10 protein-coding genes are annotated in these 12,851 nt (G+C 44.8%); 8 read left to right on the top strand and 2 right to left on the bottom strand.

Translation table 11 applies throughout. The annotated features are described in order from the left end of the window. The first annotated feature begins 546 nt into the window (after nucleotides 1–546). The 3 genes from NST33_RS17295 to NST33_RS17285 all read left to right on the top strand — a co-directional run bounded on the left by NST33_RS17295 (nucleotide 547) and on the right by NST33_RS17285 (nucleotide 5,267). Entirely contained in the window at nucleotides 547–2,034 is a 1,488-nt protein-coding gene (locus NST33_RS17295; protein WP_221821631.1) for a glutamate synthase subunit beta, read from the top strand. A 276-nt stretch (nucleotides 2,035–2,310) separates the two neighbouring features. Beyond that, complete coding sequence (locus NST33_RS17290) at nucleotides 2,311–2,802, top strand: Fur family transcriptional regulator (protein WP_036613667.1); 492 nt, start codon at nucleotides 2,311–2,313, stop codon at nucleotides 2,800–2,802. A gap of 125 nt (nucleotides 2,803–2,927) precedes the next feature. Further along, nucleotides 2,928–5,267 (top strand): DNA topoisomerase 3, encoded by a 2,340-nt coding sequence (locus NST33_RS17285; protein WP_339304189.1) that lies wholly within the window; start codon nucleotides 2,928–2,930, stop codon nucleotides 5,265–5,267. Between the two features lie 35 nt (nucleotides 5,268–5,302). Here the strand turns inward: NST33_RS17285 and NST33_RS17280 are convergent, their stop codons facing one another. Beyond that, the gene (locus tag NST33_RS17280; protein ID WP_221821627.1) at nucleotides 5,303–6,067 is read right to left on the bottom strand and encodes an HAD family hydrolase; all 765 of its coding nucleotides are present in this window, start codon (nucleotides 6,065–6,067) and stop codon (nucleotides 5,303–5,305) included. Between the two features lie 49 nt (nucleotides 6,068–6,116). Continuing rightward, nucleotides 6,117–7,037 (bottom strand): helix-turn-helix domain-containing protein, encoded by a 921-nt coding sequence (locus NST33_RS17275; RefSeq protein ID WP_221821625.1) that lies wholly within the window; start codon nucleotides 7,035–7,037, stop codon nucleotides 6,117–6,119. Nucleotides 7,038–7,244: 207 nt separating this feature from the next. Between NST33_RS17275 and NST33_RS17270 the strand changes: the two genes are divergently transcribed. From NST33_RS17270 to NST33_RS17250, 5 genes are all read left to right on the top strand, one after another. Then, nucleotides 7,245–8,435: an MFS transporter gene (locus NST33_RS17270; RefSeq protein WP_221821623.1), complete on the top strand. Its 1,191-nt coding sequence runs from the start codon at nucleotides 7,245–7,247 to the stop codon at nucleotides 8,433–8,435. Between the two features lie 83 nt (nucleotides 8,436–8,518). Further along, nucleotides 8,519–9,244, top strand: coding sequence for an ATP-binding cassette domain-containing protein (locus NST33_RS17265; protein ID WP_091020744.1), 726 nt, complete (start codon nucleotides 8,519–8,521; stop codon nucleotides 9,242–9,244). Between the two features lie 22 nt (nucleotides 9,245–9,266). Further along, nucleotides 9,267–10,586 (top strand): hypothetical protein, encoded by a 1,320-nt coding sequence (locus NST33_RS17260; RefSeq protein WP_221821621.1) that lies wholly within the window; start codon nucleotides 9,267–9,269, stop codon nucleotides 10,584–10,586. After that, complete coding sequence (locus tag NST33_RS17255) at nucleotides 10,579–11,277, top strand: response regulator transcription factor (RefSeq protein ID WP_017688086.1); 699 nt, start codon at nucleotides 10,579–10,581, stop codon at nucleotides 11,275–11,277. The genes NST33_RS17260 and NST33_RS17255 overlap by 8 nt, the downstream gene beginning before the upstream one ends. Beyond that, nucleotides 11,274–12,773 (top strand): HAMP domain-containing sensor histidine kinase, encoded by a 1,500-nt coding sequence (locus NST33_RS17250; protein ID WP_221821619.1) that lies wholly within the window; start codon nucleotides 11,274–11,276, stop codon nucleotides 12,771–12,773. Before NST33_RS17255 ends, NST33_RS17250 begins: the two co-directional genes overlap by 4 nt. Nucleotides 12,774–12,851 lie beyond the last annotated feature (78 nt).

Genomic DNA, 12,851 nt, shown 5'->3' with positions numbered 1-12,851 from the left:
GAACAGCGTCTTTTCTTTTATAAAAAAATGAGTCACTTGTTTAAATTGGAGTACATATAACATTAATATAACATGATTAATTGGTATTTATGTATATTATACATACGCTCAAGCATTAAAAAGTAAAAAAGTGTAAAATTTTTGGGGTTTTAACGTTGTGAAGCCCTAAAACAGGTCTGATATTCGGAATTGAGAACGATTTATAGCAAAATATGTTGAATTTGATGACAAATTATCTGACATTTACTTAACGTTTCGACAGTTTATTTCTTTAACACACAACAGATTTCGCAGTTCAAAACCACATTAAACACCAAAATAAGGGTATTGACCATGGGTAGACTTGAAAGATATGATGTATAAAATACAAATAATTATGCGGATAATCCATTTAATATTCAGCACAGTAAATGCTACTATAATTGAAATATCTTCGAGAAGATTTTGTGATACAATAGACAAAAACTCAAGTAATGAGTAATCCATTTCATATAGAACCATGCACATGAAGGGATTAAGACAAGAACGGATGGGGGAAAACGTAAGATGTCTACACCTACTGGATTTATGGAATACAAACGTCAACTGCCAGCAGATCGTGAGCCAGCGGAGCGGATTAAGGATTGGGAAGAGTTTCATAAACACATGGCTGAAGAAGAGCTCAGAACACAAGGTGCACGATGCATGGATTGTGGTACCCCGTATTGCCATACAGGTATAGATATGATTGGTGGCACGTCAGGTTGCCCCGTGCATAACCTGATTCCAGAATGGAATAATCTTGTATATCGCGGACTGTGGAGAGAAGCACTTGAGCGCCTTCACAAAACGAATAATTTCCCAGAGTTTACAGGTCGTGTCTGTCCAGCTCCTTGCGAAGGATCATGTACAGTTGGCTTAATTGGTCAGCCTGTAACCATCAAAACGATTGAAGAAGCAATTATTGAAAAAGGTTTCGAAGAAGGATGGGTGGTTCCCCAACCTCCTGAAAAACGTACGGGTAAACGTGTAGCTGTGGTAGGCTCAGGTCCAGCGGGATTAGCTACTGCGGCTCAGTTGAATAAAGCAGGACACTCGGTAACCGTATATGAGCGTTCGGACCGTGTCGGCGGATTGCTGATGTACGGTATCCCAACCATGAAATTGGATAAAAACGTAGTTCAACGTCGTGTTGATCTGCTCGAAGCAGAAGGCATTCAATTCATTACGAACACCGAGATTGGTAAAGATATTGCAGCACAACAACTGGTGGATGAATATGACGCTGTTGTATTGTGCGGTGGTGCAACGAAGCCGCGTGAATTCAATATTGAAGGCAGCGACTTGAAAGGCGTTCATTACGCAATGGATTTCCTGAATGGCAGTATTAAGAGTTATCTGGACTCCAATCTGGAAGATGGTCAATATCTGTCCGCTAAAGATAAAGATATTATCGTCATTGGTGGCGGTGATACAGGATCTGACTGTGTGGCTACATCGCTGCGCCATGGTTGTCGTACGATCACTCAATTCGGTACGCATACCCAAGCGCCTATGGAGCGTGATCGCATTAATAATCCTTGGCCACAATTCCCTAACGTATACACACTTGATTATGCGCAAGAGGAAGCCAAAGCGTTGTTTGGTCAAGATCCGCGTGAGTTCTCCATCATGACAACAAAATTTGTCGGAGACGATGAGGGGAACCTCAAAGAATTGCATACAGTACAGATCGAGCGTATTGTGGATGAGACTGGTCGCAAGATTTATCAGCCGATTCCAGGTACAGAGCGTGTCTTCCCGGCTCAGATGGCCATGATTGCCATTGGTTTTGACGGACCGGAACAAACGTTGGTCGAGCAACTGGGACTTGCAACAGATCGTCGCACAAACGTTAAGGCACGTTACGGCAAATACAACACCAATGTGGATAAAGTATTTGCAGCAGGTGACATGCGTCGTGGTCAAAGCTTGGTTGTATGGGCAATTAATGAAGGCCGTGAGGCTGCTCGTGAAGTGGACAAATACTTGATGGGTGCTTCGGTTCTGGTGTAACGAGGTACAAAAAGAGCGGATTAATACGAATACTAAACATTCATAACTGTAATAAGATTATAAATGACAGCCCTCGCGTTCAGCGGGGGTTGTTTGCTGTCTATTGATATAGAAAAGACTACATATTTCACGTAAGTGTGAGCAATAGCATTGCTTTTTAGGTGATAAAGATTTATTATTATATTATAATGATTATAAATAAGGATTCACTGAAACCAAGAAATTCGTACGTTAAAAGTAAAATTTAATGAATATAAACCGGAGGTGCGACCTGCTATGGCAAGTAACCGGGACAAGTCCATTTCAGAACAGATCTTTCACATTAAAAATCAATTGGTTGAAAAAGGATATAAGTTAACACAACAACGAGAAGTTACTGTACGTGTATTGCTTGAACATGAGAAGGATCATTTTAGCGCAGAGGAAGTATTCCTGCTGGTTAAGGAGCAGTTCCCTGAGATTGGATTGGCTACCGTATACCGCACTCTCGAACTGCTGAGTGACCTTCAGGTCGTTGAAAAGATTAACTTTGGTGACGGCGCTGCGCGCTTTGATCTGCGAAGTACAGACGGTTCCCATCACCACCATCATTTGATCTGTACAGAATGTGGTAAAGTGGAAGAGATTATGGAAGATGGTCTGCTTCGTTTGGAACAACAAATCGAGCGTCAGTATGGCTTTGCTGTTACGGATCATCGTCTGGATTTCCAGGGTGTATGCAAAGAGTGCAGACAAAAACATGTATTAAAGGAACAAGCAGCAGGATAATTCATTTCGGGAAGGTGCTCCCGAATCCAAAATCTGATATAATGAGTTTCAGAAGCAAGGGGCTTCCGTCGGCGGAATGCCCCTTTTTGCCGTCATGCGGACGGTGAAGGAGGAGAGATGGACGGATGAAGACACTGGTTATAGCGGAAAAACCCGACATGGGTCGAACCATTGCCGCCGTCATAGAACCAAAGGCCAAGAATAATCGCACATATCTGGAGGGTGAGCATTACATCATCACTTGGGCGATAGGGCATTTGCTTGGACTGGCTGAACCGGATGCCTATGATACAAAGTACAAACGCTGGAATATAGCGGATCTGCCGATTATACCCGATCAGTTCAAGATTGTACCCAATCCGAGGACTAAAGATCAGCTTAAAATGATTGGAGAACTGGCAAAACGGGCTTCAGCGATCGTTAATGCTTGCGATGCAGGGAGAGAAGGTCAGTACATCTTCGCTCTCATACAACAGCAATTGAAGCTGCGTCAGCCTGTAAAGCGTTTATGGATATCGGATTTGACGGCAGAGAGCATTAGACGTGGTTTTGATGGTCTGAAGGATGCCTCTGAATTTGAAAATTTGACCCATGCTGCTCGCGCCAGAAGTGAAGCCGATTGGCTGATCGGCATGAATGCCTCACGGGCGTTTACAACCCGCCATAATGCATTGTTGTCTGTAGGCCGTGTTCAGACGCCGGTACTCGCGCTAATCTACGATCGGGAAATAGAGATTGAAGCGTTCCAGTCACAGACCTTTTATGAAGTAGCCGCCTGGTTTCGGCAGGAAGGTGTCGAGTACCGGGGACTGCGTCAGGGAGATAAGTTGACCGATGCGGAGGCAGCAGAGGCCATTGCAGCCAGTGTGAAGGGCAAAACAGGGCAGATTACCAAATACGAAGCGAAGCAGACAAAGGAGTATCCGTATCGTTTGTATGACCTGACCCTTTTACAGCGTGAAGCCAATGCCAAGTTCGGATATGGTGCCAAAAAAACACTGGATATCGCACAGGCCTTGTATGAAAAACACAAGGTAATTTCGTATCCGCGGACAAACTCCAACTATGTTACAGAACAGAATATTGAAGGTATGCACAAAACGCTAAACCTGCTTAAAAATGGTACCTATAGTGAGCTTGCGCAAGGGGCCAAGCCAGAGCTTGTTCATAAGAATAATAAAGGGGTATGTAATCCAAGCAGGGTTGAAGATCACCATGCGATTTTGCCTACATTAAAGCGACCAGGTACCTTATCCAAGGATGAGCAAAACATCTATGATTTGATTGTCAGACGGTTTTTGTCTCACTTTTATCCTCCGGCGGAGTATAAGCAACATACCGTGCTCACCGAAGTGGAGAAACATCAGTTTAAGACATCTGTCAAAGAGCTGCTGTCCCTCGGATGGAAAGTGGTTCTCGGTTCTGGAGATCAGGAACAGGGCGGTGCAGGCAAGAAGAAGAGCAAGAAAAACGGCAATGAGGATGAGGAAGCTGAAGAGTGGACGGACAAGGCTTTTGCTGTACAACCTGAATTGCCTGTTCAATGTACGAAGAGTGAGTTCAAGGAGAAGGCGACCCAGCCTCCCAAAAGTTATACCGAGGGAACATTGCTGAAAGCGATGGAAAGTGCAGGCAAGCAGATCGAGAATGAAGAGCTGCGAGACGCGATGAAAGATAGTGGTCTAGGTACTCCGGCTACACGTGCGGCTACAATTGAGCGTCTTAAAAACGTAGGTTACATTACGCTGCAAGGGAAGAAAATGCAGTTAACGCTGAAAGGCAGAACAGCTATTGAGTTGATTCGCCGTGCAGGCGTAGATCTGTTAACTTCACCTGAGATGACCGGGCAATGGGAAAGAAGATTATATCAGATTTCCAAAGGTGAGGCGGGTCAGGACAAGTTCATGGAGAACGTCAAGAAATTCACCTTGTCCATCATTGAGAAAGTGCGTGTACAAGCCCCAGCCCCAGCAGATGCTTTTGGGGAAGATTCACGGGCAGGCAGGGGGAAAGGTAAAGGAGCCAGGACCCAGGCCGGCAATACAAGGACATCTGCCAAGACGGCTAGTGGCAGTTCAACTGTAAAAACGTCCCGTCAGACTTCGGCATCTTCATCGAGAGCCGGCAGTGGGAAAAATGCGACCACTAAGGCGCCGTCCTCAAGTGCGAGCCCATCGGGAGTGAGAGAGTTACTTGCACCTTGCCCCTCTCCTGGCTGCACGGGTCAGATTATAGAGGGCAAGAAGGGTTATGGATGCTCACGTTTCAAAGAAGGCTGTTCATTTGTAGTCTGGAAAGAGTATGCGGGCAAAAAAATCACCAGTACGATGTTAAAATCGCTGATTGAGAAGGGGAGTACGCAAGTACTGTCTTTCAAACGAAAAGACGGGAGTACGGTGAAAGCACGGATTATTTTACAGGACGTAGTAACAGGCAAATTATCTGGTGAGAAGCAGGATGCTTGATCTTAGTTAACAGTTAACATACAGCAAAAGGACCCTTAACCAAGGGTCCTTTTCTGTTGCTGCTGTTGTATATTTTCGTGTATGACTTTTGGTACCTCTTCCAGTGCAGTGATGGTATACATCGACGTTTCCGGATTAGGCTGAAGTTCTACGATGTTGTATTGCCATTCGTTCGGCTGTTTGATGTATATGCTGTGAATTCCGGCTTTTACAGCAGGCATGATATCTGTGCGTAGTGAGTTGCCAATCATCCATGTTGCACGACGATCAAACGGTCCATTAGATAGAATGCCTTCGAGTGCCTCGACGTTTTTGTGTTGTCGGATATAGATCCGATCATCAAAATAAGCCGAGAGCTTCATCTGATCAATCTTGCGCTGCTGAATCACGGTTTCGCCGCCGGTATATAAGTATAGGGAATGTCCAGCACCTTTAAGGTTCTCAAGCGTTTCAACCATATGAGGGTAGGGTTCAACCTCCTGATCGTACACACTCATACCCAACTTGCTCAGATAAGACTCTTCTCTGGGAGAGGTTAATCTGGCGAACTTGCCGGAGAAATAACGATAGGTGTCAATCAGGGATTGCGGGAAATGATGACTCGCAAAGCCAAGCTTGTTCACTCCGGTTACATCAATCTCCAGTTGTTTTTCCCGAATCTCTTGTGTTGTCAGAGAATGTCCATCAAACCACTCTTGCATATTCTCAAAGAATTCTCCCAAAACCAGGTTGAAGTATTTGTTGCAATATACGAGTGTATCATCAAGGTCGAACATAATATGTTGTTTCATTATTTTCATGATCTAACTCACTCCTTGTTGCCAGTAACTCCACAATGGTTCAACTAAATTATATGCGAATATAGGATTCCAGGAACATATTCAATTCAGATACGCCATCCGGACGAATACTGTATTTCTCTTTACGATTACTTCCCAGCAGATGGGTTCGCAGCAGACCTGCGATGCGCAACGCCATAACCTGATCTTTGACCGTGTCTTCATCTTTACCCAATTCTTCACACATCTCAGCGAGGGATTTGGGTTCATCCGATACGTAACGAAGCAGGCGAAGTCTTTCAGGATCAGCCAGTGCATGGGTGAAACGTAAAAGGCATGTTGGTGGTTGGTCTTCGTTCTCTTCAGGTGCATCTACGGGATACTGCATGATCATCATACCCTCATAGAAGCAGTACATATTAATAGGGCGGTTATGCACCGTTGGAAACAGAATGACTTCGTTCAGTCCAGGCATCGGTTCAACAAGAACGCCAGCTGTAGCATATTCAATGAGCAGTTCAGATCCCATTTTTTCAAGCAAAACGCGTTTTTCTTCAGCATCTTCTTCGAGCCATACACGCTGATCTTCACTTATATTCTGACAGTAGTGTTGATCCCATAGTCGCAATAATGGGACATAGCTGTTCCGAATACGCGTAGATTCTTCTATGGTAAGGGCGGGCAGAAGAGGAGACACACGTGCATACAGGTCATCCGCTGTCATTCCGGCAAGCATGTCCAGAAACTCTTGATTCTCCTTCGTATCATTTTGATACGCAGCCCATGCAAACAGGACATCAAAATCATCAAATGGCCAAGTGGCAGCAGGTGCGAGCGCAGCTCGTACATTGGAACTTAGTTTGCCTTCCACTTCCAGAATCCATTCAGGACCTATATCCAGATGCTGAATCCATTTTTTCGTAACATAAACCAGAAAGCTGTTGAGCATTTCATATATCGGTGAAACATCAATTTTCACATGATAAGCCATATTGTTGCAGAATCCTCCCGTCACATCTAAGTGTACGCAGCGACTTAAGTACCATTATGGCTTGTTTTGCAGGGCGTTGTCCACTATAATGTTCAAGTCCGGGGCAAAGCCCCGACTATGAATAGCAGTTCAAAACCATATGTATACCATACGAAAGTCGTCAGCGATGGCGATTTTTCTTTGTGTGCTCGCAGGAGGAATGAATTCGTGTCATCGATTACTCGCCCCAAACTATCACACTCGACAGCCAACTATCTGATTTTGATTACGGTTATTGTGGTAGCTGGAATTAGTCAGGGGCTTTTGCTGCCTGTGCTTTCGATTTTTTTGGAGCAAAAAGGGGTTTCACCAGGTTTGAACGGATTAAACGCCGCCGCGTTGTACGTTGGCTCTTTTGCCATGACTCTCGTTGCGGAGCGACTACTAGGTGCATTCGGGTTCAAAAAGCTGATTGTGGGTGGCCTGATATTAGTCATGGTCCCTTTAATACTATTTCCGTATTTACCAGATATTAAAATATGGTTCATATTGCGTCTGATCGTTGGAATAGGAGACAGCGCACTTCACTATGCGGCTCAGCTCTGGGTACTGCTTGTTACGGCACCTGAGAAACGTGGGCGCTACATATCGCTATATGGCATGTCCTACGGGCTGGGATTCAGTATTGGTCCGCTGGGAATTAAGCTGCTTGGCTTTGGTGATGCTGTCCCTTTCTGGGTATTGTTCGTATGTATGGCAGCAGTACTTATACTGGTATTAATGAAGCTTCCGAATACAAAGCCGGAAAAAGCAGAGCATGGCCAGCTTCCTGAACGGCGCTTCCGTCGTAGTCTGGCATGGGCTTGGTACGCACTGTTACCTGCTCTTCTATACGGATATATGGAGGCCGGCATGAATAGTAACTTCCCCGTGTATGGCCTGCGTATTGGGTTCGACACCGATCAGATTTCGTCGTTGCTTCCCTTTATTGGGATTGGAGGTTTGTTCCTTCAATTGCCTCTGGGGATGCTGAGTGACCGGTATGGGCGTAAAAAGATATTGATGTTTGCGGGAATCAGTGGGGGGATCATCTTCATGCTGGTTCCCGTCGCAGGTACGCATTTCTGGTGGACGCTTGTATTGTTAACAATCGCAGGTGGCCTGGTCGGTTCCTTTTTTTCGCTGGGCCTGGCCTATGCCGCAGATATTTTGCCTAAAGTGTTGCTGCCTGCAGCCAACGTTGTGGCTTCCTTTCATTTCACGATTGGAAGTATTATTGGACCGAATCTGGGTGGTCAGATGATCAACTGGATTTCACCCGGAAGCATGTTCACCTTGCTCGGAATCATGTATCTTCTTTTCGGCTTGGCAGGTATATTATTTCGTCGTAAACCGGAGTTCGAATCTGTGTTAAAATAGAAGCTGGTGTTCGCATGGAAATTGATGTCCATTTCCGAGTACACTAGTGGTAGGGAAAAACATGGACAAGAGGAGACATCGCGATGATCAGAGTAGAGAACTTGAGTAAATCCGTTGGCGTGGACCGCGTTCCCGTTCTGCGGGATATTCGATTTGATATGCAACAAGGAGAGATGATAGCTGTAGTTGGTTCAAGCGGTAGCGGAAAAAGCATGCTGCTCAAATGTTTGGCTATGATGGAGAAATGGGATTCCGGCCGGTTTACGGTGGATGGCGCCGAGATTTTGAAAGAAGGCTGGTCCGGAAAACGGAAAATCAAACGGGAGTGGGCTTACTTGGAACAGAATCCAGAACTATTTCCCAGACGTACGGCTCTTAAAAATGTATTAATCGGACGATCGGGTCAGACTCCTGTATGGAGAATGGTAACCGGTATGGTACGTTCAGATGATTATATGGGTGCTATGGATTATCTCGAAGGATTGGGATTACTTGATAAAGCACATCAAATAGCAGAGAAGCTCAGTGGTGGCGAGAAGCAGCGTGTTGCCATTGCAAGAGCACTTGCTCATGGTGCCAAAGTGGTTTTGGCCGATGAACCAGTGATTGGTCTTGACCCTCACACAGCAGATTCAGTGCTGGAAACGCTGCGCAAATTATGTGAAGAAGAACGTGCAACAGTCATTGCAGTATTGCCTATTGAACTTGCTGAGAAACATGCCACGCGAATCTGGGGATTGGCAGACGGCAAGATTGCTTTTGATATTCGTGGACGGAGATTGACACAGCAAGAAAAAAACCAGATTTAAACTATTGAAAAGAGTGATGAGATTGTTTAATTCACGGTGGGGACGCTTTGTAGCAGCAGGAACAATGGCGATCATGCTTGGTTCTGTTCTAAGCGGATGCACAGTCATAAGTGACCCCAAAGGTTTGATGAGAAAACCAATGATGTCCACCGATAAGGAGAAACTGTACAACGTGGTTCAGGTTAAACTGCCGCCAGAGAGCACGTTGATTCGTCCCAAGGATATGAATAACACCAGTATGATTCGAGTAGAAGACCTGAATGGGGATGGAACTCGGGAAGCGATTGTTTTTTATGAGACACCAAATGAGAATGTGCGAATCCATGGCATGATTTTGGAAGAGCAGGGAGGCACATGGGTTAAAAAGCTTACATTTGATGTGCCGGGAAATGAGCTGCAATCCTTTAAAGTATTGGATATTACGAATGACGGAAATCCGGATATTATTCTTGGTGTAAGTCTGCAGGAGCAGAAGGCCCTGACTGCATATTCCTACAAGGGCGGGGCACTGGAGCAGGTCTTGGGTGGAGTTCCGTATAATCAATATATTATTGATAATGCGCAGGGGAACACGCTGGATTTAAGTGGGGATGGCAAGAGTGATTTTGTTATCATTTCGCTGAACAACAGCGGTTTTGCAACGATTGCGTTATACCAGTACGAAGATGGCAGCTTCAAGGAAGTGGATCGGGTGCAGACCGATTATACCGTTAAAGAAGTTTATAATGCGCTGGGCGGAGAGATCGCCGAAGGACAGATGGGCATTGTACTGGATGCCGAGCTGGATGATCGGAGTTCCTTCTCGCAAATTATGTATGTTAAGGATAACAAGTTAGTCAATGCTTTTAAATCACCAGATCAAACGTATAGAGATGACAAAATTTTAAGCGGTGATGTCGATAATGATGGTATTATTGAGTTTGGACTTAAAGAGACTCCGAAAGGCTGGGAGCATTACGTTTTTGACTCCAGGTTGTGGTTCTATACCTATTACCAATGGGATGGTAAAGAAGGCAAGAAATTTGTCTCGTTCCAATTCCGGGATGACGCTGATTTATTTCATCTAAATCTCAAACCAGAATGGTACGGTAAGATTACTATTGACACCAAATCGGAGAAGGAAAAATATATTCGATTTAAAATGATTGATACGGACGAAACCGTGGCAGAGATCAAATATTTCACCCTTTCCAAGTGGGAGCAGGAGAAGGGTAAAAGCTGGAAGGAAATTACGCGTACCAAAGATCGGGTTATTGCTTCACGAGTAGCACAATCAGAGGCGGGTAAAGATGCACTAAGCAATACTTCTCAGCTGAATAGAAAGGGAGAACTTAATGAGTAAAGTACTTATTCTTGAGGATGAAGAATCCATCCGCAGTTTTATAGTGATTAATTTAAAGAGAAACGGATTCGAAGTGCTTGAGGCGGGTGACGGCCATGAAGCGCTCCGGATACTGCAGACAGTACCGGATATTGATCTGGCTCTACTGGATGTCATGGTACCTGGTATTGATGGATTTGAGGTCTGTCGACGCATCCGTGAAACTAATGAACGTCTGGGCATCATCTTTTTGACCGCGAAAGTTCAGGAACAGGATAAAGTGTATGCTCTCTCCGTTGGTGCAGATGATCATGTCAGCAAGCCTTTCAGCCCAACAGAGTTGATTGCACGTATTCAGTCATTATTACGCCGTGTAAACGTGCATCGGGAAACTGCGGCAAAGGTTACGTTCCAGTCTGGGCCATTTTCACTGGATCTGATCTCAAAGCAATTCAAGAAACAGAATGAAGCCATTGAGTTGACTCCAACGGAGTTTTCCTTGATTCAGTTTTTCCTGGAAAAAGAAAATACACCGCTCAGCCGCGATGTATTGTTAGATCATGTATGGGGAAAAGAGTACATGGGTGATCCAAAAATTGTGGATGTCAACATTCGTCGTCTGCGTCAAAAAATTGAGAACAATCCTTCCGAGCCCGAATACCTGCAAACTGTATGGGGTCACGGGTACAAATGGAAGGGCCGGGAGCAATGATTAAAAAAGGCATTACTCGGCAGATCGTACTACATTATTTCTTTGTAGTTTTTCTCGCTCTGCTGTTGGTCGAATTCGTATTTATGTTGGCAGTACAAAGGTATTATTATGAAAGTATCTACAATACGATTAGTACCCACATTTCTAATTCAAAGGACTTTTTCGAGCCAATCGCTCGTGAGAATACTACGGAGGATGGCAATAATCTATCTAGACTCCTTGTGAACTTGGCATTGTCCAATACTGAATTGGAAATTTTGGATCTGAACGGGCGCGTATTGGCGAGTTCGACTGCTTTTGAATCTGACCGTGCTGTGCTGCAAACCAGTGATATTATGCAGGCTCTGAATGGGGATATGGGACGCTGGATTGGAAGACAACCAGGTACTGGAGAATCCGTCATGGCCGTTTCACACAAGTTTGATCTGGGCGGCGAAAATACTTATGTAATTCGATATCTGACTTCACTCGAAGATGTGAATTCAAAGCTGTTGAATATGGGACTACTCGCCGCTGCGGTCGGTGTTGGCGTGCTTGCTATAGTATTGATCATCAGCGTTGGTATGGCAAATTCCATTGTACGTCCAATTAACAACATCACCGCAGTATCTGCTCAAATGGCCAGAGGACGGCTGGATGTCAGGGTTAAAGGGAATTATAAGCACGAACTGGGCGAATTGGCATCAACACTTAACTTCATGGCACATGAGATTGTGCGCAGTAATCAGATCAAAGATGATTTTATCTCTTCGATCTCACATGAATTAAGAACACCTCTGACCAGCATTAAGGGCTGGAGCGAGACACTGGACTCAGGCGGTTATGATCCGGAAGAAACCCGTATCGGTATGGGCATCATTTCCAAGGAAACCGAACGACTGATTGGACTTGTTGAAGAGATGCTGGATTTCTCCAAATTACAGCAAAATCAGATGAAGCTGGTCAAAGGAACGGTCAACATTCGTGAAATTGTACAGGAAACGATGTTGAATGTCTGGGCCAAAGCGGAACAAAAACAGGTCCATCTCAAGTTGGAAACGGACGAGACACGTGCTTATAATGTCCATGGGGACGGCAACAGACTGAAACAAGTCTTCTTAAACATTGTGGATAATGCGATCAAATTTTCACACGAGAATTCCTGGATCTTCTTGTCCGTCAAAGAGGAAAATGGTCAGATCATTGCAGCTGTTCAGGACACCGGTATCGGAATTAGTGAAGAACACCTAATCAAAGTACGGGACCGCTTCTTCCAGGTTAATCATCAAAATGGGGGAACGGGACTGGGTCTTGCGATTACGCAAGAACTGGTAGAACTGCATGAGGGGACGATCACGATGCAGAGTGAACTTGGATCTGGTACAACCGTTACGGTTACGTTACCGGCTGTGCCTGAGGAAATGGGTACAGAAGAATCTGTAAACGCGTCTGGTGATGCTGAAGTCACAGATGAGAGGACAGCAAGCGATACAAAATCGGATATAGAAAAGTCTTAAGGTTTTAAAAGATAAGAGATTTTTCTACCTGACCCTCGAGCATGTTACGCTTTATAACATCCATATCAACACAAAAAA

It is taken from the genome of Paenibacillus sp. FSL L8-0435 (assembly GCF_037965655.1).
Lineage (GTDB): Bacteria > Bacillota > Bacilli > Paenibacillales > Paenibacillaceae > Paenibacillus.
Note: the sequence above shows the minus strand (reverse complement) of the source record. Positions and strands in the feature narration are given on the sequence as shown.